A 24,901-nucleotide genomic window follows, 5' to 3' on the forward strand; every position below is an offset into this window, starting at 1 on the left:
CTAAAGCGCGGCGTGATAGATGGCGGCGATGTCGCGCTCGGTCATCGGACGCGGATTGTTGTCCAGCAACCGGCGGATCCCCGCGGCTTCCGCAGCCATTGCGGGGATATGCGCCGGCTCGATGCCATGCGCTGTCAGCTGCATCGCGATGCCCAGATCGGCGCAGAAGCCGCTCGTCGCCGCGCAGACCTTTTCCTCCGCGTCGCCCAGTCGCAGCAGCTGGACGATCTCGCGCGTGCGCTCGCCCGTCGCCGGCGCGTTGTAGGCGAGCATGTGCGGGAAGATGATCGCGTTCGCCCGGCCATGCCCGATGCCGTGCTGCGTGCTGAGCGGATAGGCCACCGCGTGCCCGCCCGTGGTGTTGACCGGCCCGAGGCAATAGCCGCCATAGAGCGCGGCCAGCGCCATGCCGGCGCGCGCTTCCAGGTCGCCGCCATGCTCGACCGCGCGCCGCAGATAGCGGCCGATCAGCCCGATGCCCTCGCGCGCGTAGAGGTCGATCGCGGGATGGGCGCGGAGGTTGGTGAACGCCTCGACGCAATGCGCGAGCGCGTCGATCCCGGTTTCGGCGGTGACCAGCGGCGGAACCGTCACCGCAAGCTGCGGATCGATCACCGCGATGTCCGCCATCATGTGCCCGCTCTCGATCGCGAGCTTGGCGCCGGTCGCGTCGTCGGTGAGCAGCGCGCGCGGCCCCGCCTCGCTGCCCGTGCCCGCGGTCGTCGGCACTTGCGCCAGTGCGACGCGCCGCGGCGGTGCCTTGCCCGCGCCGATGATCGCTTCGACCGGCGTCGAGCGGCCCAGCAGGACGGCGACCAGCTTGGCCAGGTCCATCACGCTGCCCCCGCCGAAGCCGATGATCAGCTCGGGCTGGTAATCGTCGGCGAATGCGCGCGCTGCCGTGAGCAGCGCGAGATCGGGCTCGTTCACCACCTGGTCGAAGATCGCGACGTCGCCCGGCAGCGCCATGTCCGCCACGCGATCGCGGATGACCGGCGCGGCGATCACCAGCGTGCGCGCGACCGGGCGCGCCGCGGCGAAAGCGCCGACCCGGGCGATCGTCCCGATGCCGAAATGCAGTTGGGGCGGCCGCTCCAGAACGATCGTGCGGTCGGGGTCGATTGCCGTCACTGCGTGTTTTCCGGCGGCGTCCCGCCCGACTTGAACTCGTGGCCGGGCAGCACGCCGTTCACGAAGCTGACGTCGCTCAGCAGCTTGCCCTCGGCGGACCAAGTGCGCGCGCGGCCGTCGGCCATCACCCCGTTCCACCCGGAGACGCTGCGCAGCTTGCCGTTGGGCCACCAGCGGGTCCACACGAAGCGTCCGTCGGGCTGGTGCTCGCGCTGCGAGATCAGCCGCCCTTCGGCGTCATATTCCTTCTCCAGCCCAATCTTGCGGCCGAGCCGGTAGCGTACCTCCCATTGCGGGCGCCCATCGGGATAGAGCCAGCGCTGCGATCCGTCGAAGACGACCGCGCCATTGCTACCGCGGCCCCCCGACCAACTGCCGCGCAGCTTGCCGTCGGGATAGCGCTCCTCATGCACCGTCACACCGCTCACCGCGGTCACGTCGTTGCGCTCGAGCACGTCATTGTCGGGCATGTCCGCTGGCGCGTCGATCCACGCTTCGTTGAAGGCGAGCGCAACCGAAGGCTTGGTGACCGAGGTGACGACATGAATCACCCCGTCCGGCCCCTGCGCGGCGCCGGAATAGCCGAGCGTGCCGCCCTGCATCTCCTCCGCGCGGCCTGGCTTCTCCGAGCGGCCGGTGCCGGGCAGCGGCTTGAACTTCCAGGTGGCGCCGTCGTCCGAGGAGATCGCGATATAGGAGCCGCGCTCGGGCAGCGGCCGGGCGAGCGGCTTGGTGCGGACATAGTCGCCGATCATCATCAGCCGCCCGCTTTGCAGCCGCAGGATGGTCGGGCGCTGTGCCGATCCCAGCGAGGAGAAGGGCAGCTTGGACTTGGTGTAGGTCTTGCCCCCATCGGTCGAGGTCGACAGCGGCATGAGGTCGTCGATATGCGTGCCCTTGCCGCCAAAGCCGAGGATGCGCCCGTCCTTCGCCTCGACGAACACGGTGTGCCGGCCGAAACTGCGCCCACCAGTGTCATACCAGGTCTTGCCGTCGTCATCGCTCGCCCACAGCAGCGATTGCCCATCATTGTATTTCTTGTCGTTGGGATCGGTGCCGCCGTCGCTCGACAGCAGCAGGCGGCCGGACTTGTCGCGGAACGCGCTGTTGATCGGCTGGCGATTATGCGCGCCGACTTTGCCGACGACCTTGGCATAGGCGATCGGCGACCAGCTCGCGCCGTTGTCGGCGGTCGTCATCGACTGGAAGGGGAAGCCTTTCGGCCCCCATTCGACGTTGCCCGAATAGGGCGTGCCCCAGAAGAAGCGCGCGAGCTGGCCGTCGCGCATCAGCAACGGCGCATGGTCGTTGACTCCGACGATGTCGGCGAAGGGCGACGGCGGATCCCACTGGTCCGCGCCATGGCGCAGGCGGGTCCCGATGATCATCGTGCCGGCCTCGTACTCGCGATAGCTCGAATAGATCGCGATCAGCACGTCGCCGTTCGGCATCACGGTGAGCGCCGGGCTGTGGTGGTGATTGCGATACCAGGCGTCCCAGCCGGTCTTGTCGATCGTCACCCCGCCGGTGAAATCGGGCGGCGAAGGGAGGTAGGGGCGACGGCGGAAATAGGGCTTCTTGGGATCGGGGCCCATCGCCGCGGTGGTCAGGTCCTGACGCACGCCCATTGCGTTAAGCGGCGGGGTGACGGCGAGCGGCGCGGTTGCCGGGGCCGTCGCCTCGACCAGCCGCAGTCCGATCGCGTGGAAGCCGCCGGCACCTTCCGCGCCCTTGTACGGCGCGAAGCTCGGCGGGAAGGCGAGCCGGGCCTCGGGCTTTGTATAGTCGATCTCGATCTGCACGTCGGTCGGAGCGCGGCCTGGATTGAACCCCATTCGTCCGCCGCGCACGGCGCGCAGCTGGCCCGAGGCGGCGCCGGTCGGGTCGGTCTGCGGCGCGAGTGGGTAGGGGGCGAACAGGTCGGCGGTCCATTCGGTCGGGCCGTCGCCGAGCCCCTTGATCGCCCCGAAGCGCCCCGGATCCTTCGCCGCGAGCCGGGCGACATATTCCCATTCCGCCTCGGTCGGCAGGCGATAGGTCTTGCCGGTCTGCTTCGACAGCCACGCGGCATAGGCCGTCGCGTCGTCCCAGCTGATCCCCGCGACATAGGGCGCGTGATCGGTCGTCACCGGGGTGTCGGGGCGGAAGCGGCGCCAGTCATCGATCGTCACCTCACGCGCCGCGATCCTGAACGGACGCGAGATCGTGACCTGATGCGCCGGCTTCTCGTTGAACCAGTCGCGCGACATCGTGTCGTCCGCACCCATGACGAAGGTGCCGGCGGGGATCTCGACCATCGCGGGCGCGCCTTCCTGCGCGGTGAGCGGCGAACTCATGGCGCAGAACGCGACCCCGGCGAGCAACGAACGGATCATGCGGGTGCCTTTTTCTGGAGGTCGAATGAGTCGGGCAGCACGTCCGCCATCGCCGCGCGCAGGATTTCGGTTTCGCGCGGTTCGATCGGAAGCCAGGGCGGGCGGACGGCGGCCCAGTCGGCATGCCCCGTGCGCTGCGCGTGCGCCGCCTTGAGCGCCGCGATCTGCGGCCAGCGCTGGAACAGGTTGCGCGCTGCGGTGATGCGCTCCTCGAGTGCGCGCGTCGCGTCGGGCGAGGCGCCCGCGGCGATCTCCCGCGCCAGTTCGGCGAGCCATGGCGCGATCAGGTTCGAGGTCGCGGTGATGCACCCTGCCCCGCCCGCGCGCATCAGCGGCCCGAGCAGGTGGTCCGCGCCCGCGAACACGGCGAGGCCCGGAAACGCCGCGACCAGCCCTCGCATATGCTCCAGATCGCCGCTCGAATCCTTCACGCCGATCACCGCCCCGGGATAGGCGGCGAGCAACCGCTCGATCAGCTTATGGGTGATCGGCACGCCGCTCATCTGCGGAATGTGGTAGAGCATCACGCGCGGCCCCGGCGCCGCGCAGGCGTCGAGCACGCGCGCATAATGGGCGTAAAGCCCCTCCTCGCTCGGCGAGGGATAATAGAAGGGCGGGAGCAGCAGCACGGTGCGCACGCCGCAGCCATGGGCGTGGCGCGTGAGCTCGATCGTCTCGGGCGCCGAGCAGACGCCGGTGCCGGGGACGAGCCGCTCCGGATCGACGCCGGAGTCGACCACGGACTCCAACACCGCCTTGCGCTCGGCAAGCGACAGGCTGTTCGCCTCGCCGGTGGTGCCGAGCAGCGCGATTCCGTCGCAACCCGCCTCGATCAGGTTGCGGGCGTGTGCCGCGGTCCGTTCGCAATCGACCGCGCCGGCTGCATCGAACGCGGTGAACGACGCGCTGAACACGCCCCGGATCGGCAGCGGATCGTTCATGCCGCCATCCCCCGCACCGTCTCGCGCGGACGCGGCGCATCGGCGAGGCGCTTGGCATAGGCCAGCGCGGCCATCATGTTGACGTGCGAGGCGTGCCCCGTCCCCGCGATGTCGAACGCGGTGCCGTGATCGACCGAGGTCCGGTCGATCGGCAGTCCCAGCGACACGTTCACCGTCGTGTCGAACGCGATCAGCTTGGTCGGGATATGCCCCTGGTCGTGATACTGTGCGACGACCAGGTCGAACTCGCCCTGCGCCGCGCGGTAAAATACCGTATCGGGCGAGATCGGGCCGTGCGCGTCGATGCCCTGCGCGCGGGCCTCATCCACCGCGGGCGCGATGCAGCGATCATCCTCGTCGCCGAACAGGCCATGCTCGCCGCAATGCGGGTTCAGCCCGGCCACGGCGATCCGCGGCGCTGCGATCCCGATCCGCCGCAGATGCGCCGCGCCCGCCGTGATCGTCGCCAGTACGCGTGCCGGTTCGACCCGGTGGATCGCATCGGCGAGCGAGACATGTGTGGAGACGTGGATCGTCGATAGCTTTTCCGACGCGAGCAGCATGAACGACGCCGCCGACGCGGTGAGATGCGCGAGCAACCCGGTATGACCATCGAACGCGTGGCCCGCTAGGTTCATCGCCTCTTTGTTGATCGGCGCGGTGCAGATGCAGCCACCTTCCGCGGTGACGATCTCCACCGCCCGCACGATCGCGCGATAGGCGGCGTCGCCCGCCACCGGATCGATCTTGCCGGTCGCGATGGTGGACGCGAGTGGAACATCGTCGAGCCGTACGGTGCCGGCCCGACTGTCGTCGCCGAAGCGGAGCGATGTCCCCACCAGCCGAGCCGCATGCTCGATCGTCTCGCGCGGTCCCACCACGCGCACGGCGCCGCGCGCCGCCTCGTCAAGCTCCGCCAATGCCCGGCAGGTGATCTCGGGACCGACGCCGGCCGGATCACCGACTGTGATGACGATCTGTCCGGGCTGCACGATCCTCGTCCTCATGTCGCTTGGCTTCGCCGCTACAGGCAGCCTGCAATACCCATATCGCGCACTTCACAGCCTGTCATCCTGTAAATTTACTTGTAAGTCCGTATAGGCAGCCTATGCTTCGGCCACTGGGTCAATGGCCGAATTTGTGCGCGAAACAGCCGTTGCCCGCGGACATGATACCAGTTTACATGTCGGCATCGAACGATCGACGGCAAACGTCGCGACGAGTGGAGAGGTACCTGCGTGACGACCCCGATCCTTATTGTCGCCGACGATCTTACCGGCGCGCTCGATAGCGCGGCGCCGTTCGCGTCGCGCGGCTTGCACGTCCGCGTCGCGCTCGGCGTGGACGCGGTCGCCGAGGCTGCTGCCGCCGCGCCGGATGTCCTCGCCATCGACACCCGCAGCCGCAACCTCTCTCCGCTGCTCGCTGCGGCGCGAGTCGAGGCCGCCTGGAGCGCCGCGCAGGCCCTGGCGCCTCGCTTGGTGATGAAGAAGATCGACAGCCGGCTGAAGGGCGAAGTCGCCGCGGAAACCGCCGCGCTACTCGCGGCATCCGGCCGCAGCAGCGCTATCGCCTGCCCGGCAGTGCTCGAGCAGGAGCGGAAGGTGACTGGCGGCCGTCTGACCGGACGGGGTGTCGGCGCGCCGCTCACCGTCGCCGGTCACTTCGGCGGCCTGCCATGCGAATGCCCCGACGCCGCGGATGAGGCCGATCTCGCGGCAATCGCCCGCACGATCCTGGACGCGCCCGACCGTATCGTCGCGGTCGGCGCGCGTGGCCTTGCGAGCGCGCTCGCCAGCCTCATTGCCGGTGCGCCGCAGGATGCCAGCTCTCTGGTGCCGGCTTTGCCGATGGTCATCGCGATCGGATCGACGGATCCGATCACAATCGCGCAGGTCGAACGGCTCCGTCTCGATTGTCCGCAGATCGTGGAACTTCCGGCGTCCACGGCCGCATCGAGCGGCTCGCGCGATCCGGTCATCCTCCTGCTGAGGGGGGCCGGACGTGCCGGATCCGATCCGATCGCCGCGACCGCGCGCTTCGGCCGCGAAGTGGCCGCGCTGGTGCGTGCGACGTCGGCGAGGACCATCCTCTGCTCGGGCGGCGCCACCGCGGCGGCGGTGATGGAAGCGCTCGGAGCGCGGCAACTCGTCCCCGAACATGAGCTCGACCCGGGTGTCCCGGTCGCGCGGATCGAGGGGACTGACGGCATCCGCCTCATCACCAAATCAGGCGGCTTCGGCGATCCCGGCGTGCTCAGCCGGATCGCGCGCCATGCCATCGGTCTTGGCCAGGTGGCAGTATGAGCACCGCCGCGGATCGCGCCGCCGAGCCGGCAGCCGCCGAGCTGCCGCAGGGCCTTCCCAGGGGAATCCGCGCGCATCTTCAGGGTTTCGGTCCCGGGCTGGTGCTCGCCATGACCTTCCTCGGCACCGGCGACCTGATCAGTTCGAGCGTATCCGGCGGCAATTACGGCTATGTGCTGATGTGGACGCTGATCGTCGCCCTCGGCGCGCGCTATTTCATGATTTCGGCGATCGCCAAATACAAGCTGCAGAACCGCTTCGGCGATCGCTCGCTGATGGCCGGCTACCGCCGCGTGTGGAAGGGATTCCCGATCTTCTTCGCGGTGATGATGCTGATCTACGGCATGATCGTCCAATCGGCGTTCCTGCGCGCGGGGACGGTCGGCCTGTACGAATTGTTCGGGCGGCGCGGCGGCGAGTGGGGGCATTTCTGGTGGGGCATTCCCGTCGTCATCGGCACTGCCTTCGTGCTCACCCGCGGCAGCGCCTTCCGGTTGCTCGAATGGAGCGCGCGGGTCGCCTCGATCGTGATCATCGGTTCGTTCGTCTTCGCGCTCGTCCGCATCGGCCATGTCGACTGGGTGGCGCTGTTCAAGGGGCTCACCTTCGACGTGCCGCCCGACAACGGACCGTTCGACGCGCTGTTCATCGCGGTCGCGACGATCGGCACGATCGGCGGATCGGCGGCGAACCTGCTCTACCCCTATTTCATGGCGGAACGCGGCTGGAACGAGCCCAGGCACCGCGCGCTGCAGCAGTTCGACCTGGCCTCGGGCATGGTGCCGCTGCTGCTCATCAACCTGCTGATCTGGATCGTCGCGGCCGAAACGCTGCGCGGGACCGGCATCACCGTTTCGAACGAGGCTGGGCTGGCGCAGATGATGACGCTGGCGGTGGGTCCCTTGGGGCCGACTTTGCTCTGGATCGCCTTCGCGCTCAAGGCGGTCACCAGCTTCCCGGCGCAGGCGCACGGCTTCGCCCGGCTGATGTTCGACGGGTTGCATCTCGGCACGCGGCGCGGCGAACGGTTCAAGGAGATCGGCGACGATCCCTGGTTCAATCGGGCGATGGTGGCATTCTTCATCATCGTGCCGCTGGTGATCACCTTCCCCGGCGCGCCCGATCTCGTCCATATCAGCGTGTTCGGCACTAGCGTCGTGACCGCGCTCACCCTGCCACCGATCTTGCTCGGCATCCTGCTGCTTACGTCGAGCAAGCGCTTCATGCTGGATGCGCATGTCAATCGCTGGTGGCAGACGGCGATCCTGATGATCATCGCCGTGATCGGCATCTGGTCGCTCTACGCGATCGTCACCAATATCGCCGGTATGGTGGCCAAGGCGATCTGACGGCAGCAGGGGAGCGGCTTGCCCGGGCAGCCGCCAATCTGTCGCAGCTATTTGACTGGCGGCGCGCCGTAATAGTCGGGCGCACCGTCGAGCCGCACGTCAATCCGGTCGAGGATGAAGCCAGGGTCGAGCGCATGGATGCGCAGGCGATGCGCGCCCTTGGCCAGCTGCCGGATCGGGATCGTACGGACGGCGGTGTTGGTGAGGACATTCTGCTTCCACTCTTCGCTGCGCCCGAAGGTGCGGAAATCGAGCAGCTGCACCAGCCCGTCGTCGAGCTGGACGGCGATGCGCAGGCCGTTCTCCGACGTGAGCGGATGGACGGGGATGGCGACGATACGTAGCTCGGCATCACCCGTGGCGGATACGTCGAAGCGATAGTCGAGCGGCGCCACGCCGGCCGCGTCGGCGCGCGAGGGCAGGTCGAGCTTCGCGCGCAGGGCGCCGCCGCGCGAGCCGAGTCCGGGGACGATTTCCCAGTCTGATGCTGACGCGCTCGTCGCCGAAAGCGAAACGATGCGGTCGATCCCGGCCGCGGCATTCGGCGCAGTCGTGCGTCTCGCATCCGGCGGTGTCGTGACCTGCGGATAGAGTGGCTCGTCAAACACCGGCAGCCGCCGCGGCGCCATGTCCATCATCCCGCGCCACTTGCCGCTGTTCTGGCTGTTATAGGCGGCCGTGTCGGCGACGATCCGGGCGTGTGCCGTCTTGGCCTGCTCGACATGCGCGTTGATGCTGGTGCGGCCCTGGCGCGTGTAGAGCGAAGCGAGATCGAGGCGCAGGTTGCGCTCGTTGAGGCTCGCCGCTGCACGCACCGGATAGAGGACGAGCTGGAAGAAAGCGTCGCGGCGGTCGGCGGGCAGTGTCGTGGTCAGCGCCTCGGCGCGCGCGGTGATCGCGCGGTAGCGGTCGATCCGGGCCAGCGCCTCGCCGCCGCCGGTGCGGATATAGTCCCCGATTTTGTTGGGGCGAGTCGGCTCGGTCTGGCCGAAGCCCATGAACTCGGGCCGCCGCTCGAAGGCGAGGTCGTAATATTCGGTCATGATCGCGGCGATCTCGGCCGCGTTGGCGCCACTGAACTGGTCCGCGGCCCAGCGCGTAAGGTGCGCGTCCGGCGCCGGCGTGATCGCTTGGGTGTCGAAGGCGAGGTCGAGGAAATATTGCGTCAGATACTCGCCTGGTTTGATGTCGCCGACATTGACCACCCAGAGCTTGCGCGCGTCCATCTGCCACGCCCGGTCGAGCTGCTCGCGGATCAGCGCCGGATGCGTCGTGCCGAGCCACAGATAGTCGTGCGGCCGGCCCCAATAGGAGATGTGATAATAGATGCCCGATCCGCCGGAACGCTTGCGCTCGGCGGGGTTCGAGAGCCGGTTGATATAGCCGTAATTGTCCTCGGGCCAGACGAGTGTCACGTCGTCGGGCACTTTGAGGCCGGTGCCGTAGATGTCGAGCACTTCCTTGTAGAGCGTCAGCACCTGCGGCACCTGATCGGCGGGCTTGCCCTGCGCCGTGGCGAGCAGCTCGCGCTGGATCGCCATCACCTCGGTCATCGCCTGACGCGCCTTCTCCGGCGTGTCGGCGCCCTCCATCGCGGAGTCATGCTTGCCGCGCAGCCCGATCGTGTAGATATTCTCGAAGCCTTTCACCTCCTCCGCGCGGCGGCGCCAATAGTCGACCATCTTGTTGCGATTGGTGAAGAAGTTGAAGTCGCCGTCCTGCTCCTCCCACTCGCGCACATTATTGCGCATCATCGGCTCGGCATGCGAGGTGCCGACCACGATCGCATGGTCGCGCGCCGCCTCGGCATTGCCGGGGATCTGGTAGAAGGGCTTGGTCGAGTCATGCATCGCCGGCCAGATGAGGTTGGCCTTCAATCGCCACATCAGCTCGAAGATGCGCACATAGGTCTTCGGCCCGATATCCCCGGTCTCGGGCTCATAGGTCTTGGCCGCCCAGGGCTGGAGCCCCCAATCCTCGTCGTTGAGGAAGATGCCGCGATACTGGACCGACGGCGCGGGCGACAGGCGGCGGCTGCCGTCGACCGCCAGCCGCTTCACGCGGCGCGGCGTGACATCGGCCCACCATTCCCAGGGCGAGACCCCGATCTCGCGCGTCAGATCGACCACGCCCCAGATCGCGCCGCGCATGTCCGAGCCCGCGATCAAGAGATAGCGCCGCGACGGATCGCGCTTCGAACGGACGAGCAGGCGGGTGTAGCGTTCCCACTGGCCGCACAGCTCGGTGAGATCGATCCCCGTCTCGCGGGCGACCTCGCGAATCAGCGCCGAATCCTGAGGCCCCAGCACGACGCACAGCCGCCCGCACGTCGCAAGATCGCCCGACACGCGCGGTGTCATCCCGGTCAACTGCGTCAGGTCGCGTGCCAGCAGTTCGGCGGCCAGCTGCGCCGGGCGCTCGCCGGAATGGACGATACCGGCAACCTCGCGACCGTCGAACAGCTCGACCTGCCCGGCCAGCGCCGCCGAGGGAAGCAGCGCGGCAAGCGAGAGGAGGACGCGAGTGATCCGGATCGAGCGCACGCAACCTCTCCGCTTTCCACCGCCGCAGATCATGCATCCGGTTGTTGGTCAGGCCAATCTAGCAAATTCAGTCACCCGGCCCACCCAAAAAATGAGACATGATCGCATAATTTGGGTATCAGAGGCGGAATCGGTAACCCTCTTCGCGGCTGCCGTTGCCGAGTTGATAACAAAATCCGGGAGGATGGGGTGAGGGGCAGAGCAATTTCGCTAATGGTCGCGATGGCGGCGATGTGTTGGACGCCCCTCGCAACCGCCCAGCAGGCACGCGAGACGCAGAATCTCGCCGCGCCGGTCAAGACCTTCGGCCGCGTGTCGTTCGACGCGCGCTCGCTGATGATCGACGGCAAGCGCACCATGATTTGGTCGAGCGAGATGCATCATTTCCGCCTGCCCAGCCCCGATCTGTGGCGCGACATCCTGCAGAAGATGAAGGCCAACGGGTTCAACACCGTCGCCTTCTATTTCGACTGGGGCTTCCACAGCCCGAAGCAGGGCGTCTACGATTTCTCCGGCGTCCGCGACATCGACCGGCTGCTGACCATGGCGGAGGAGGAGGGGCTCTACGTCATCACCCGCGCCGGTCCCTATGTGAATGCCGAGCTGACGCGCGGCGGATTCCCGGGCTGGCTGGTCAACCAGCGCGTGAAGGCGCGCACCGATGCGCCGGAATATCTGGAAGCAGCGGACGAGTGGCTGACTCAGGTCCATGCCATCATCGCGCGGCATCAGATCAATGGCGACGGCAAGGGCAATCGCGGCACCGTCATCCTCCACCAGATCGAGAACGAGCTGGCGGTGACCACGCCGTCGCAGCGCCGCTACATGGACCATCTCTACAAGAAGGCGCGCGCCGACGGCATCAACGTACCGATCTTCCACAACGATCAGGGCCGCAACGGTTATTGGACACCGCAGGATTCCAAGGTCGAGCACGTCGTGCCCGGCCCGGTCGATCTCTACGCGTTCGACGGCTATCCCGGCGGCACCTGCACTGTCGAGGGCAAGCCGACGCGCGGCAGCGCGGCGCCCGACTGGGGCTATTACGGTCCGGGCGGCGCGAAGGGCGGCGCCTCGGCCTCGGCCAACACGCCGGGGTTCCTGGCGGAGTTCGGCGGGGGCTGGTTCGACTATTGGGGGTCGAATGGCGGCTATGAATGCAACGCGATCCAGCGCGGCAAGCGCTTCCAGCGCGTGTTCTACGGCACCAACCTCGCCAACGGCATCAACATCCAGAGCTTCTACATGGGCTATGGCGGCACCAGCTGGGGCTGGCTGCCCGCGCCGGTGGTGTTCACCAGCTACGACTATGGCTCGGCGATCTCCGAGCCGCGCGAGGTGCGGCCCAAGCTCGTCGAGATGAAGCAGCTCGGCGGGCTGATCGCGGCGGTGCCCGATCTCGCCGGTATGATCCCGGCGGGGACGCCGCGGATCTCGTCGGACAAGGTGCAGGTCTATCACAACAAGTCGCCCGAGACCGATGCGCGCTTCCTGCTGGTGACGCACAAGCCATCGAACGGGCAGGGCAATGATCGCTTCACGATCACCGCCGATCTGCCCGACGGGCGCTATAGCTTCCCACAGGGCGAGCCGATGCAGCTCAACGGGTTCGACGCCAAATGGCTGGTCGCCGGGGTGGATGTCGGGGGGCAGCGGCTGGTCTATTCGACCTCCGAGCTGCAGACCGCAGTGAAGCTCGACGCCGCCGACCTGCTGCTGATGTATGGCCGCGCGGGCGAGCCGGGAGAGACCGTGCTGCGCTATGCCGGCGCGCCCAAGGTAGAGGTGATCGAGGGCAACGTCGCGAGCAGTTTCGATGCGACGAAGGGCGATCTTCGCCTCAACTACACGCATCGCGGCCGGGCAGTGGTGCGGATCACCGACGCTGGCCAGCCGCCGCTTACGCTGCTGCTCGCCGATGAGGATGAGGCCGGCGCCTATTGGACTCATGACACCGCGGCGGGGAAGATCCTTGCGCGAGGGCCGGCATTGATCCGCAGCGCAACGGCCAAGGGCGGCGTGCTGGCGCTGACCGGCGATACTTCGGGCGAGACCACGCTCGAGGTCTGGGCGCCACGCGCGCTCCGTTCGCTGCAGTGGAACGGTGTCGCGGTTCGTACCGCTGTGACCGCACGCGGCAGCGTCGCTTCGGTGGCGCCCCTCGGCGGGCCGGCGGATTTCCCCTTGCCCACGCTCACCGGGTGGCGCGTCGCCGCGGGCTCGCCCGAGGCGCGGCCGGACTTCGACGACAGCGGCTGGCAGGCGATCGACCGCCGCCGCGCCGGCACCACCACTGCCTGGGCCGACGGCCAGCCGACATTGGTGATGGACCCCTATGGCTTCCACGAGGGCGACGTCTGGTATCGAGGCCGCTTCGAGGGCGGTCGTGAAGCGGAGAAGCTGTCGGTCTTCTACGGCGGCGGCGCGGCGGGCCTGCTCCAGCTCTGGCTCGACGGCGAGTTCATTGGCCAGCATGAGATTCCCTCCGGCCAGCCGCGCCCGATCACCCTCGGCGGGACCGAATTCCCGCTGCCCACCAAGGCGCGCGCGCCGGGCCAGCATGTGTTGAGCGTGATGGTGCGCAATAACGGCCACAATTGGGACCTCGATGCCGACGACTTCCACAAGGAAGCGCGCGGGCTGATCCAGGCCTCGCTGCAGTCGGCGGCGGGAAGCAGCTTCGCGGTGCCGATCGAATGGCGCATCCAGGGCCGCAAGGGCGGCGAGGACCTGGCCGATCCGGTGCGCGGCGTGGCCAATAATGGCGGCCTCCATGGCGAGCGGCAGGGCTGGCACCTGCCGCGCTTCAACGACACGGGCTGGGAACGCGTGACCGCGCCGCCCGCGAAGCTCGCGCCCGGCACGACCTGGCACCGCGCCCGCTTCACGCTCGACGTACCCAAGGGACAGGACGCGACGATCGGCCTCGCCTTCGGCGACACGAGCAAGCCGCGCTCGGCGGCGCGTTATCGCGTGCTGATCTTCGTCAATGGCTGGAACATGGGCCAGTTCATCGCCCATGTCGGCCCGCAGCGCGTGTTCGCGATCCCCGAGGGCATTCTCAACCACCGCGGCGCGAACAGCATCGCGCTGGCGGTAACCTCCGACGGCCAGCCGGACAACGCGCTCGAACCGGTCCGGCTGGTGACGATGCGCAACGTCAAGGGCGGGTTGCCGGTGCGGATGGTCAGCGCACCAGCGACGCCGGCCGAACTCAAATAAAGCTCAGGCGGGGCCAGCCTGAAGCAGGGCCAAGTCAGCAGAGCCAGGCGTGGGCGGCCAGCGCCTCGACTTCATCAGCGGGAAGCGGACCGCCTTCGATCGCCGTGAGATTGGCGTCGAGCTGCGCGCGGGTCCGCATACCCACCGCGACCGTGGTGACCGCCGGGTGCGACAATGCGAAGCGCAGCGCGATCTCGGACAGCGGCTGGCCCGCGCGCGCGACGTCGCGTGCGAGGCGATGGACCCGCGCGAGTGTCTCGCGCCGGTGCACGTCATAGAAATAGCCGTCGCGCCAGTCGTGCGGCGCCAGCGCCGGGCCGCCTTCGTCCCAGCCGAGCGCGCCGAAATAGAGCGGCGACCGCGCGATCACGCCGACATCGTGGCGCTGGCAGAAGGGCAGCAGGCCTGCCGACGCGCCCTGGTCGAAGATGTTGTGCATGAGCTGGACCGAGTCCGCTGCACCGTGCGCGACGATCGTCGCCGCCGCATCGAGATCATGATCCCATAGCGAGATGCCGTAGCCGGCGATCTTGCCCTCCTCGCGCAGGCGCTCGAGCGTCTCACGCCAGTCGCCCTCGTCCAGCCATTCGGGACACCAGGCGTGGAGCTGCTGCAGCCCGAGGCGCTCAACGCCGAGCGTGCGCAGCAGCGCCTCGGTCTCGGTACGGATGTGGCGGCCAGGATAGGCTTGCTGCGCTGGGATATGCGGCGAGGGCAAGTCGAAGCGGACGCGCGAGGTCACGCGGGCGAAGACGTGCACGCGGCTTCGTGCGCCGGCGCGGGCAAGCATGCTGCCAAGCAGGTCGGCGACGCGGCCATCGCCGCCGGCGAGCTCGACCGCGTTCACGCCGCGCTCGAGCGCGCGTGCGATCATCGCCCCTGCCTCGCGTCGGTCGGCTCGGTGCGAAGCCAGCGCCGCGGTGCCGAGCGTGCAGGGCGAGATTTCGAGCCCGGTGCGGCCCAGGCGGCGCGGGGTCATGCCGCGTCCGAGGCCGCGGTGATGACGATCTGGAAGCCGGGCGCGGCGCGGTTCGCCCAGGACGAGCGGTGCCAGGTGCCGGGCCGGGCGGGGGTCTCGACGCGGTGGATGCTGACCGCGCCGGGGGTGACCTCCCATTCCTGCGTCCGGTCGCGGATGAAGGGGAAGGCGCCCGAGGCCATCGCCTCGAGCTGCGCGGGGCGATGCGCCCAGGCCTGCTCCACCGGTACCCCGCTGCGCATCACGCGCGTGTCGAGGCGGCAGAGCAGCGGATGCTCGCGGCGCATATAGGCGCGGTAGAGCGCGGCATCGAGATTGGCGGCGGGCGTGACGCGCATTCCTGCGGGGCGGCCGATCGGCCACAGCAGGCGAAAGGCGGCGTGCTCATTCACGCGGTCGACATGCCAGACCAAGTCGCCCGGCGCGAAATAGGTGCGGACCGAGATCGCGGGACGGCCGTCCACCAGCCCGCCGGCAAGTGCGGCGAGCGTATCGATATCGGCTGCCAGCAGCGCGCGTTCGTCGGCGAAGTTGCCGGGCCCGAGCAGCTTATCCGATACGAGAGCGAGCGCTTCGGCCGGGAGCAGCCGGTTGAAATCGAGCTTGAAGCCCGGCTTGCCGAGCAGCACCCGAATGAACTCGCGATAGGGCAGCGCGTCGAGTGGTGGACGCGGGATCTCCACCGTGCCGAGCGGCGACTGGTCGAGCAGGCGACGAAGCGCGGCGGCGTCGATGGCCGGCGAGGCTTGTGCGATTGCGTTGCCGCGATCCGCGCTCACTGCTTCGAGGTTTTCCCGCGCACTGCGGCGGCTTCCTCGGGCGAAAGCTTGCGGACATTCTGCACCAGGCAGCGCTGGAAACCGCTGCCGCTGGCATTGGGAATGAGCAGTTCGGCCGGCCGCCCAGGGCAGATGCGGTCGCCGCCGCGCGCGCGGATGCCGATCCGCAGCGCCCAGTCGACGTCCGGGCATCCGGTGGCGAGGGCAAGCTCCCAGCTCTCCCGCTGCCCGATGTTGAGGATCGCACGGTCCGGGCCGGCATCGCTGAAACCAGTGACCTGCGAGCCCCAGAAACATTCGCGCTGGCCGTCCGACGGAGCGGTCGCCGGTTCGTCGGCCGCGCAGGAGGCGGACAGGATCGTCAGCGGAAGCAAGGTCAGGGCCGGACGCATCGGCGCATCTCCCGATCAGACAACGAAGCCGGAGGAGCGTGTCGTCGAGCAACGCTCGATACCACGCTCGCTCCGGCTGCGCAGAACCTTGGACTAGGGTTGCCGCATACTTATACTGGCAATCAATTCTATGTACATGTGATGCCGTCAGAAGCGAGTTGGTTCGAGATCATTTCCATTTCACTATGCTTGATTTGAATATCTAAAAGAAGAAATTGCTCTTCCTGGAAGAGGAGTAGCCTGTTTGCTTCATACTCCTGATCGCATCAAATATCAGCTTCAGGTTCTGCTCTGTCTAGGCACTCGCGCCAATCATCCTGTAGATCGGCTTCTCGTCCAGAAATGTTTGCCTCATCATATGCATTAAGACTTGCGTCAAGCGCGGATTCAGCCGCGTCTAAATCGCCACAGGTATATGCAAATGCTTGAGCTGGAAAAGCTACGGTAGCGGCCACAAGTGCAATCGTTCCAGCCAATTGTTTAAATATTCTTCGCATTATACTTCCCCCTCTCGCTTATCGATTCCCAGTCATACGATACCATATTATGAAGTGATATCGCTACAAGTGGCCACGTCGAACAATTCTTCTCTTCGGAGAGAATGACAAGCGGTGATCGGTCAACTCACTTCTTCCCGCCGAACTGGATGCGCACACCGCCCATGATGCGACGGCCGCCATAGGACATGCGCATGATCTTGGGCGCGCCGTCGGCGAAATTCTCGTAGCCGCCGGTCGAGGTGATCTGTGCCTCCCGGGTCATGTTCCGCCCCTCGACATACACCTGGAAGTTCCGGTTGATGTTGTACGAGATCTTCGCGTCGATGAACGACGTCCCGTCGCGGAAGCGCGGCACGCCCGGGTTATAGGGCAAGCGCGTATTGTTGTCCTGATTGACTGCACTCGGATAGTTGAAGCTGACGTTGTTGCCGCCGCACGGCGTGATGCAGGTAAAGGTCTCGCTGCGCTTCTGATAGGCGATGCGGATATTGAGATCGCCATCGTCATACCAGAGCGATGCGTTCCAGTAATCGCGCGATTCATCGCGCGGGGGCATGATGTCGCCGGACAGCGGATCCTGCTCGCCCTCGGTCGCCGACGAGGCAAGGCGTGAGTAGTTCACGTCGGCGCCGGTATATTTGAGGAACCAGGGCAGGAAGGTGAAGGCCGTCTTGGCCTGGAACTCCCAGATGGTGCGCTTGTAGCCGGGGCCGTTGTCCCAGGTCGGAACGGAGAACTCGAGGTCGCTCAGCGGCTCGCCGGTCACCGGGTCGGTCGCGTCGCTACCTTCGAACGGGCGGTAAGTACGGGTCACGCCGATCGGGTTGCCGATCTTCACGTCCAGCTTGCCGTAGGTGACCGAGAGCAGCGTATCCTTGTTCGGATACCATTCGAGGCTGGCGTTGTAGTTCCACGCGGTGAACGGCTTCAGCGCCGGATTGCCGACGCGGCCGGTGCAGCCGTAGATATCCTCGCCATCCCCGTCGAGCGTCTCGCGCTGGTCGATCGTGCAGGTGCCCGAGGGGATCAGGCTGCTGATTCTCGGCCGCGCGACGGTCTTGCCGCCATAGAGGCGCAGCACGATCGATTCCTCGAACGCCCAGAGATTGAGATTCACGGTCGGCAACCAATCGGTCGAATTCCCCTGGAGCACTGCGTTCTGGCGGACGGTCGTCGTATTGATGCCCGCCGTATTCCCCGGATCGAGCGGATTGAAATTGGCGTTGGTGCGGATCGAGGTGAGCTGCAGCACGCCCGAGCCCTTGACGGTCGTGAACACGCCGCGAATGCCGACATTGCCGTTGAACAGCAGGCCGAAGGGCAGCTTCTGCTCGAACTCGGCCATCGCGTAGAAGTTCTTGACCGTTTCATCGGTGTGCGTGACCGGCTGGGCATAGATGTTGCCGTCGCTGCCCATGCACTCCTTGAGGCAGTCGAAGTTCATGTTGGCCGACTGGCCGAGTGCGGCGAACAGGATATCGGTGCGGATGCCGTTCCACGCCGGCGGCAAAGTGCCGCGATTGGGCAGATCGCCGAAATATTCCGAGCCCGCGGTCTCGATCGTGCGCTGGAACAGCGCGCGCAACTCTTCGACGGTGAAGGTGTCGACGCCGAACAGGGTGGTGTTGGTCGTGGTGATCGCCGTGTTCGGGGTATAGCCGTAGTTGCACGGCACGACTGAGGTGGCCGTCGGCTGGCACGCCCGGTATGAACCGCGCAGGCTCATCGTCGGCACTGAGATCGGCGGCTGATAGTTGGGATTGCGGGTGCCGTTCGCCAGCAAAAAGTCGCCCACCGCGTCCTTGACGACATATCCGCCGCCGCCCCAGCGATCGAGCTTGCTGTTGCGATATTGGCCGCCAGTCTTGATCCGCGTGATGAACGGGATCAGCCCCTCGGTCTTGTAGGTCAGGTCGATCTTGGCGAGCCGCTCCGACGATTCGCCCAGGGCGGGCGAGTAGGACGCGCTAAAGCTCGGCGTGACGAGCGGGAGCTGGAGCGGCGTGTAAGCCGGACTCCCCGTCGGATTGTTGACGTTCGGGGTGACCGCGGCCTGCCCGACGCAAGTCGCGGGATTGGTACCCCCGGACGCACAGGGCACCTGACGAAGCTGAACGAAGTTGTTGATGTTGCGATCGTCGAAGCCGGCCGGCAGCTGAACGTCCCACAGGCCGTTTTCCTGCACGGTCAGCGTCGCGTCGCCATAGAAGGCGCTGCGTGAGGTACGCATGTCGGCGCGGCTCGATTCAGCCGAGGTGAACCCGGCGAAACCTTCGATATCGAGGCGATCTCCATTATACTCGAAACCCGCCTGCGCGAATTTGGTGCGTGTCCGGATGTTGTTCTCGATCTGGTCGATGCCGATCGAGTTGTTGGTGGTCGTCATCGACGTGACGTTGTGATTCTCGTCAACCACGACGCTGCCCGGGACGACGTTCAGCACGTTGCCGATGACGGCGTTGTTGCCCTGGTTGTTGAGGCCGTCATAGAGATAGTAGCCGGCTGGCGCAGTGGGCGAGACCGAGCGAACGCGCGGATAGCCCGTCGTTGTGTCGACGAAGGTGCCGACCACGTTGCGGCCGCAGGCTTCGCTCGGCAGACACACCGGGTTGCGGCTGCGGTTCTGGTCGTGGACGTTGCGACCGCTGTACGTGCCCTTCACGAACACGGTGAGATTGTCGGTAAGCTGATAGTCGAACCGCGCATCGAACGCGTAGCGCTCGTCGGTCTGCTCGTTCATGAAGTGGCGGATCAGCGACGGCGTCGTGTCGTTCCACTGATTGAGGCAGGTCTGCTGCTCGAGGATGCGCTGCGAACGGATCGCGGTCGAGGCGTTCGAGGCGGCATGCGGGAACAGCGTGAAGCAGTCGGCCTTGGACTGCGCTGCGATCGACTTGGTGAGCACCGAGCGTGGCGTCTCGGTGCTGTTGGCGAAGGCGACGTCCGCCGTATCGCCGCCGAGCGTGGCGAGATTATATGCGAACGTCTTCTCGGGCGAGTTGTCGAAGTCGAAGTCGCGTGCATAGTTGCGGTTGTTCGTGGTCGTCTGCTCGTAGCCATGGCCGTTGTTCTGGATTTTCGAATAGCTGCCGCTGACGATCACGCCGAGCCGGTTGTCGAAGAATTTGCGCGAGGCGACGCCGTTGAAATCGGGCATCCACTCCTTGCCGAGCGAGTTCATGTTGGCGCCGGCGCGCAGCGTAAAATAGGGCTTGGCGAAGTCGAGGCCGGTGCGCGTCTTGATCTGCACCGTGCCGCCGAGCGAGCCTTCGGTCATGTCGGCGGTCGAGCCCTTGACCACGTCGATGCTCTTGACGAGTTCGGCTGGAAGTTCGCGCAGATCGGCACTACGCGCCCCGTCAGAGCCGAGCGCCAGCGCGGTGGTGCTGGTCATGCCGACGCCGTCGAGCTCGACGCGGGTGAGATCCGGACCGTTGCCGCGGATTGCGACCGAATCGCCCTCGCCGAATTCGTTGCGGCCGAGCGCAACGCCCGGGATGCGCGAGATCGCCTCGGCGACGTTGCGGTCGGGGAAGGAGCCGATGTCGTCGGCGACGATCGAGTCGGTCGCGGTCTTCGCGCCCTTCTTGCGCGCGTTGGCCGATTGCTGGCTGGCGCGCGATCCGACGACGATCACGTCCTCGACGGCTTCCTGGCCAGCGGCCGGCTCGGCCTGGCTGTCCGGCGGACCAGCTTGCGCCAGCGCCTGCGGCCCGCACACCATCAGCAGCCCGAGAACCGACCAGGACGCCGATGCCCCCATGCGGCGACGCAGATTCAAACGTTCAGACATTTCCCTCTCCCCCTTCCTTCACCACGCCAGGGTCTATTCTCGTCGATCCCCGGTCCGGAATTCCCAAAGCCGCCTTTACTCAGATGCTCCCACAAGATGAGACGGCTTGTCGCAATATAGATACCACCTCGATCCGGTTTGCAAGTTCATCTTATAAATCATGCTACCATTCTGTGGGAATTTATGGCGCCCGATGACTGTAGCGACCTTGGAAGCGCGAGATGTCGTGGGGCGTCGCCGTATGAATGACGAGATGCCCGAGCGTTGGAGTTGACAGCCGGACGGGCGCTAGTCCCGATCGATCTCCGCATTCTCCGCGACGATCTCGGGACGGCCGTCGGGCGTCTCCGTCGCTAGCCGCACGTCGCGCAGGCGGATGCCGGTGGCGTGGCGCACCCACAGGCCCCAGGCGGGCGTGACGCCGAACATGCTCGGTTCGGGATAGGCATGCGGCAATGCCGGCGGTCGTCGCTTGCCGTCCGCCATGGAGCCGCCGCCGGCATAGGTCAGGCCGATGTCGCGCAGCGTAACGTCCTCGATCCGCGCTTCGGGGAGGCCGGCGATCGTGGCGGCGAAGCGATGGTCGATGCCGCTCGCCTCGACGTCCTCGATCGTCACGCCGCGGATCGTGCCGATGTCGGTGCCCACCGGCCCCCGCCCGCGGTCGCCGAGCCGGATGAACAGCGGTGCGGTGGTCACCTCGCGCATCGTCACGCCCGAGACCGTGACATTCTCGATCGCGCCTCCATCGACCGTCTCGAGCGCGAGGCCGCGCGACCGTTCGAAGCGGCAGTTGCGGATCACGATGTTGCGGAAGCCGCCATTGGATTCGGTACCGAGCTTGATGCGGCCGGTCACCCGGTCGCGGTCGGGCGCCAGCTGCTGCGTGTGCCCGAAGCTGCCGTCGAGCATCGTTCCGGCGTCATAGCCCGAGACAGTGCAATCCTCGATCACCACGTCGTCGCAGGCGACCGCCGTGCCCAGCGCATAGCTGCTCTTGAGCACGATCGCGTCGTCATTGGGCGAGTTGACCCGGCAGCCGCGCACGCGTGTGCGGCGCACGCAATCGAGGTCGATGCCGTCGCGCTCAGTATCGATCACCAGCCGCTCGATCAGCAGGTCCTCGACCCCCGTTGCGAGCACCGCGAAATGCCCGCTCTTGGCGATGGTGAAGTCGCGGAGCATGACGCGGCGGCAATTCCTGAGCGCGATCGCCTTGTTGCCGAGGCCGGTCATCTCCTGCTCCTCGGGTTCGAGCGCGCGGATCTCCGCCGCGCTCATGCCCGCCATCGACAGCGGGCGCTCGCCAGTGTCGCGCCGCCAGCGCGCGCCCGGCCCGTCGCGGGTGAGGCCGGTGCCCTCGATCCGCCCCGGGCCGACGATCGCGATGTCGTGCAGCCCGATCCCCCAGATCAGGCTATTGCGCCAATGGCTGTGCCCGAAATCCTGGAACAGCTCGCCATGTGCCGCCTCGGGCGGATCATAGGCGCCGGCATGCCGCGCGGGATCGGCCGCCTCGATCACTGCGCCCTCGGACAGGAGCAAGGTGACGCCGCTTGCGAGGCGGATCGAGAAGCAGAGGAAGCGACCGGCAGGAATCACCACCGTCCCGCCGCTCAGCGCGGCCTGCGCGATGACGGCGTTGATCGCATCGGTATCGAGGGCGCGGCCATCGCCGCGTGCGCCGAAATCCCGGACATCGAACAGAAGCGTTTCGGCAGGCATCACGGCTCCGGAAGGAATTGACCGCCCATTCCACATGAAGGATGGTTGGATCAAGATGTGGGACGAGGTCAGCGTGAATCAGAACCGCAGACACGTGATCGCCGGACTCGGCATGGCGGCGCTGACCCCGGCATGCATGCGAACCGGAGCACGCGGCGAGCGCGTGATCCATCGCGACGATTTCCGGCATGGCCTTGGGCAATGGATCGTCGAGGCCGAGCAGCCGGGGCGCTTCACCGCGGCGGACGGCGTGCTGGACATCGACAGCCCGGCGGGGGTCACCTTGTGGTTCCGCGCGCCGCTCGAGAGCCCTGTCGCGATCGAATATGTCGTGACCGCGGTGTCGGCGGGCCGGCCCAACGACCAGGTCAGCGACATCAACTGCTTCTGGATGGCGACTGACACGCGCGCGCCGACGGGCGACATCCGCGCGCATCCACGCAGCGGCGCCTTTGCCGACTATGACGCGCTTCGCACCTATTATGCCGGGATCGGCGGCAATCGGAACACGAGCTCGCGCTTCCGCCGCTATATCGGCCGCGCGGGCGACCGGCCGCTGCTGCCGCAGCATGACCTGTCGGCCCCGGCTGACCTGATCGAGGCGAATCGCGCCTATCACATCCGGCTCGAGGCATTTGGCAGCCGAATCGCGCTGCTCCGCGATGGGCGGGCGATGTTCCGGCTCGACGACGCCGCGCCCTATTCGCGCGGGCATTTCGGGCTGCGCACGACCGCCAGCCATTTGCGCGTACGGGATTTTCGCGTGCTGAGGCCCTGACATGCGCCGTGACCGGCAAGGTTCGGTCGCCGGCTTGCCATACTTTGATACAAAATGAGATTTGTATTCAATATATGGGAATGATACGGCGCGTCCGAGATGCCTGACCAGTTGCACGGCGGGCCAGCAGGAGGGGAAGCGCCATGTCGTTGGGAGACCGTCAAACGCGCCGCGCGCGGCTGGTTCTGGCCCTGCTCGCCGCTTCGTCGAGCGGCGCGGCGCTGGCGCAGACTGTCACCGCCGAGCGGCTCGACCGCGGCGTCGTCGCAGCGGCAAGCGAAGGCGATCAAGGCCTGCTGGTGAGCTGGCGCAGCTTGGTCAGCGACCCCACCGGCACGAAATTCATCCTCTATCGCGACGGCAAGCCGATCACACCTGCACCGATCGCGAACACCAACTTCCTCGACAAGGCAGGGACGCCGCGATCGCGCTATACGGTGAGCGCGGTGACCGGAGGGCGGACCCAGGCGCAGAGCCCCGCAGCGCCGGTCGCGGTCGAGGGCTATCTCTCGATCCCGCTCGATCTGCCCGCGCCGCGCACCGCGCCCGACGGCACGCCCTATACCTACGAAGCCAATGACGTGAGTGTGGGCGACCTCGACGGCGACGGCCGCTACGAGCTGATCGTCAAATGGTATCCGAGCATCGCCAAGGACAATGCTTTTGCCGGCTATACCGGCAACACGCTGTTCGACGCCTATACGCTCGACGGCAAGAAGCTGTGGCGGATCGACATGGGTCCGAACATCCGCTCGGGCGCGCACTATACCCAGTTCATGGTATTCGATTTCGACGGCGACGGGCGTGCCGAGCTGGCGGCGAAGACCTCCGACGGCACGATCGACGGCACCGGACGGGTGATCGGCGATGCCAAGGCGAACTGGGCCGAGCCTGGCGGCGCCGCGCCGAGCGGGGACCGCACCGGATCGACCGAGCTGCCCGACGGGCGCCGGGTCGCGCAGCTCACCGGACGCATCCTCAAGGGTCCCGAGTTCCTGACGGTGTTCGACGGGCGCACCGGCCGCGCGCTCGCCACCGCGCCCTACGATCCGCCGCGCCATCCCGACACGGCGAACCCGGACGGCGAGCAGCTGAAGGCGGTGTGGGGCGACGGCTATGCCAACCGCTCCGACCGCTATCTCGCCGGGGTCGCCTATCTCGACGGCAAGCGGCCGAGCATCATCATGGGCCGCGGCTATTATGCGCGCTCGACGATCGCGGCCTGGGACTATCGCGGGGGCAAGCTCACCAAGCGATGGCTGTTCGACAGTGCGGCGCCGGGCAACGCGAAGTTCGGCGGGCAGGGCAATCACCAGCTGGGCGTCGCCGACGTCGACGGCGATGGCCGCGACGAGATCGTCTATGGCTCGATGGTGGTCGACGACAACGGCGAGGGGCTGTGGAGCTCGGGCCTCGGCCATGGTGACGCGATGCACGTGTCCGACCTCGATCCCTCGCGGCCGGGACTCGAGAAATGGGGCGTCCACGAGAATGTGCGGAGCAATGGCGGGATCGGCGGCGCAATGCTCGACGCGCGCACCGGCGAGATGCTGTGGAAGACCATGGCGGAACGGGACACCGGGCGCGGTGTCGCGGCGGACATCGATCCGCGCCACCCCGGGGCCGAGGCGTGGGGCAGCAATTCGAACGAGCTCTACGACGTCAAGGGCAAGGTGATCGGCGCGCGGCCGCGCCAGATGAACTTCGCGATCTGGTGGGATGGCGATTTGTCTCGCGAGCTGCTCGACGGCACGCGCATCTTCAAATGGGACTATGCCAACGCGGCGAGCGTGCCGCTGCTCGACCCGCAGGGCCTGATGTCGAACAACGGCACCAAGGCCAATCCGGCGCTGAGCGCGGACCTGCTCGGCGACTGGCGCGAGGAAGTGGTCTGGCGCACGTCGGACAACAAGTCGCTGCGCATCTATGTGACGCCCTATTCGACCGAGTATTCGCTGCCGACGCTGATGCAGGACCGCGTCTACCGGCTCGGCATCGCGTGGCAGAACACCGCCTACAACCAGCCGCCGCACACCTCCTATTTCCTGGGGACCGGCATGAAGACGCCGCAGCGCTGAGGCGGCAAGG

The 24,901-nt window shown here is 66.9% G+C and carries 16 protein-coding genes; 5 read left to right on the forward strand and 11 right to left on the reverse strand.

All coding sequences use genetic code 11. The features are described from left to right. From OK349_RS14335 to pdxA, 4 genes are read right to left on the reverse strand one after another with little or no spacing between them, the layout of a single operon-like run. Complete coding sequence (locus OK349_RS14335; protein WP_265118471.1) at positions 1–1,131, reverse strand: iron-containing alcohol dehydrogenase; 1,131 nt, start codon at positions 1,129–1,131, stop codon at positions 1–3. Next, on the reverse strand, positions 1,128–3,506 hold the full coding sequence (locus OK349_RS14340) for an SUMF1/EgtB/PvdO family nonheme iron enzyme (protein WP_265118472.1): 2,379 nt from the start codon (positions 3,504–3,506) through the stop codon (positions 1,128–1,130). Before OK349_RS14340 ends, OK349_RS14335 begins: the two co-directional genes overlap by 4 nt. Then, complete coding sequence (locus tag OK349_RS14345) at positions 3,503–4,447, reverse strand: dihydrodipicolinate synthase family protein (RefSeq protein WP_265118473.1); 945 nt, start codon at positions 4,445–4,447, stop codon at positions 3,503–3,505. Before OK349_RS14345 ends, OK349_RS14340 begins: the two co-directional genes overlap by 4 nt. Then, on the reverse strand, positions 4,444–5,454 hold the full coding sequence (pdxA, locus tag OK349_RS14350; protein WP_265118474.1) for a 4-hydroxythreonine-4-phosphate dehydrogenase PdxA: 1,011 nt from the start codon (positions 5,452–5,454) through the stop codon (positions 4,444–4,446). Before pdxA ends, OK349_RS14345 begins: the two co-directional genes overlap by 4 nt. A 231-nt stretch (positions 5,455–5,685) precedes the next feature. Between pdxA and OK349_RS14355 the strand changes: the two genes are divergently transcribed. Beyond that, entirely contained in the window at positions 5,686–6,753 is a 1,068-nt protein-coding gene (locus tag OK349_RS14355; RefSeq protein ID WP_265118475.1) for a four-carbon acid sugar kinase family protein, read from the forward strand. Further along, positions 6,750–8,102, forward strand: coding sequence for an Nramp family divalent metal transporter (locus OK349_RS14360; protein WP_265118476.1), 1,353 nt, complete (start codon positions 6,750–6,752; stop codon positions 8,100–8,102). The genes OK349_RS14355 and OK349_RS14360 overlap by 4 nt, the downstream gene beginning before the upstream one ends. A gap of 47 nt (positions 8,103–8,149) precedes the next feature. On the opposite strand, the gene OK349_RS14365 is transcribed toward OK349_RS14360, so the two are convergent. Continuing rightward, positions 8,150–10,645, reverse strand: coding sequence for a glycosyl hydrolase 115 family protein (locus OK349_RS14365; RefSeq protein ID WP_265118477.1), 2,496 nt, complete (start codon positions 10,643–10,645; stop codon positions 8,150–8,152). Positions 10,646–10,876: 231 nt separating this feature from the next. On the opposite strand from OK349_RS14365, the gene OK349_RS14370 reads away from it, so the two are divergent. Next, entirely contained in the window at positions 10,877–13,867 is a 2,991-nt protein-coding gene (locus tag OK349_RS14370) for a glycoside hydrolase family 35 protein (protein ID WP_265118478.1), read from the forward strand. Between the two features lie 34 nt (positions 13,868–13,901). Here the strand turns inward: OK349_RS14370 and OK349_RS14375 are convergent, their stop codons facing one another. From OK349_RS14375 to OK349_RS14400, 6 genes are all read right to left on the reverse strand, one after another. After that, the gene (locus OK349_RS14375) at positions 13,902–14,846 is read right to left on the reverse strand and encodes an aldo/keto reductase (RefSeq protein WP_265118479.1); all 945 of its coding nucleotides are present in this window, start codon (positions 14,844–14,846) and stop codon (positions 13,902–13,904) included. Then, positions 14,843–15,625, reverse strand: coding sequence for a hypothetical protein (locus OK349_RS14380; protein ID WP_265118480.1), 783 nt, complete (start codon positions 15,623–15,625; stop codon positions 14,843–14,845). The genes OK349_RS14375 and OK349_RS14380 overlap by 4 nt, the downstream gene beginning before the upstream one ends. Beyond that, entirely contained in the window at positions 15,622–16,017 is a 396-nt protein-coding gene (locus tag OK349_RS14385; protein WP_265118481.1) for a DUF6491 family protein, read from the reverse strand. Before OK349_RS14385 ends, OK349_RS14380 begins: the two co-directional genes overlap by 4 nt. A gap of 266 nt (positions 16,018–16,283) precedes the next feature. After that, positions 16,284–16,514, reverse strand: coding sequence for a hypothetical protein (locus tag OK349_RS14390; protein WP_265118482.1), 231 nt, complete (start codon positions 16,512–16,514; stop codon positions 16,284–16,286). Positions 16,515–16,641: 127 nt separating this feature from the next. After that, positions 16,642–20,310: a TonB-dependent receptor gene (locus tag OK349_RS14395; RefSeq protein WP_265118483.1), complete on the reverse strand. Its 3,669-nt coding sequence runs from the start codon at positions 20,308–20,310 to the stop codon at positions 16,642–16,644. A 288-nt stretch (positions 20,311–20,598) separates the two neighbouring features. Further along, the gene (locus tag OK349_RS14400) at positions 20,599–22,035 is read right to left on the reverse strand and encodes a rhamnogalacturonidase (protein WP_265118484.1); all 1,437 of its coding nucleotides are present in this window, start codon (positions 22,033–22,035) and stop codon (positions 20,599–20,601) included. Positions 22,036–22,069: 34 nt separating this feature from the next. Between OK349_RS14400 and OK349_RS14405 the strand changes: the two genes are divergently transcribed. Continuing rightward, positions 22,070–22,813, forward strand: a complete 744-nt coding sequence (locus OK349_RS14405; RefSeq protein WP_265118485.1) for a DUF6250 domain-containing protein — start codon at positions 22,070–22,072, stop codon at positions 22,811–22,813. Between the two features lie 143 nt (positions 22,814–22,956). Further along, positions 22,957–24,891 (forward strand): rhamnogalacturonan lyase, encoded by a 1,935-nt coding sequence (locus OK349_RS14410; protein ID WP_265118486.1) that lies wholly within the window; start codon positions 22,957–22,959, stop codon positions 24,889–24,891. Positions 24,892–24,901 lie beyond the last annotated feature (10 nt).

It is taken from the genome of Sphingomonas sp. BT-65 (genome assembly GCF_026107375.2).
GTDB lineage: Bacteria > Pseudomonadota > Alphaproteobacteria > Sphingomonadales > Sphingomonadaceae > Sphingomonas.

What these genes read in the sequence shown, in the direction of transcription:
- OK349_RS14375 (WP_265118479.1), bottom strand. Translation starts at nt 14,846, where the DNA reads ATGACCCCGCGCCGCCTGGGCCGCACCGGGCTCGAAATCTCGCCCTGC.
- OK349_RS14405 (WP_265118485.1), top strand. Translation starts at nt 22,070, where the DNA reads ATGAAGGATGGTTGGATCAAGATGTGGGACGAGGTCAGCGTGAATCAG.
- OK349_RS14340 (WP_265118472.1), bottom strand. Translation starts at nt 3,506, where the DNA reads ATGATCCGTTCGTTGCTCGCCGGGGTCGCGTTCTGCGCCATGAGTTCG.
- OK349_RS14400 (WP_265118484.1), bottom strand. Translation starts at nt 22,035, where the DNA reads ATGCCTGCCGAAACGCTTCTGTTCGATGTCCGGGATTTCGGCGCACGC.
- OK349_RS14360 (WP_265118476.1), top strand. Translation starts at nt 6,750, where the DNA reads ATGAGCACCGCCGCGGATCGCGCCGCCGAGCCGGCAGCCGCCGAGCTG.
- OK349_RS14410 (WP_265118486.1), top strand. Translation starts at nt 22,957, where the DNA reads ATGTCGTTGGGAGACCGTCAAACGCGCCGCGCGCGGCTGGTTCTGGCC.
- pdxA (WP_265118474.1), bottom strand. Translation starts at nt 5,454, where the DNA reads ATGAGGACGAGGATCGTGCAGCCCGGACAGATCGTCATCACAGTCGGT.
- OK349_RS14390 (WP_265118482.1), bottom strand. Translation starts at nt 16,514, where the DNA reads ATGCGAAGAATATTTAAACAATTGGCTGGAACGATTGCACTTGTGGCC.
- OK349_RS14385 (WP_265118481.1), bottom strand. Translation starts at nt 16,017, where the DNA reads ATGCGTCCGGCCCTGACCTTGCTTCCGCTGACGATCCTGTCCGCCTCC.
- OK349_RS14370 (WP_265118478.1), top strand. Translation starts at nt 10,877, where the DNA reads ATGTGTTGGACGCCCCTCGCAACCGCCCAGCAGGCACGCGAGACGCAG.
- OK349_RS14395 (WP_265118483.1), bottom strand. Translation starts at nt 20,310, where the DNA reads ATGTCTGAACGTTTGAATCTGCGTCGCCGCATGGGGGCATCGGCGTCC.
- OK349_RS14345 (WP_265118473.1), bottom strand. Translation starts at nt 4,447, where the DNA reads ATGAACGATCCGCTGCCGATCCGGGGCGTGTTCAGCGCGTCGTTCACC.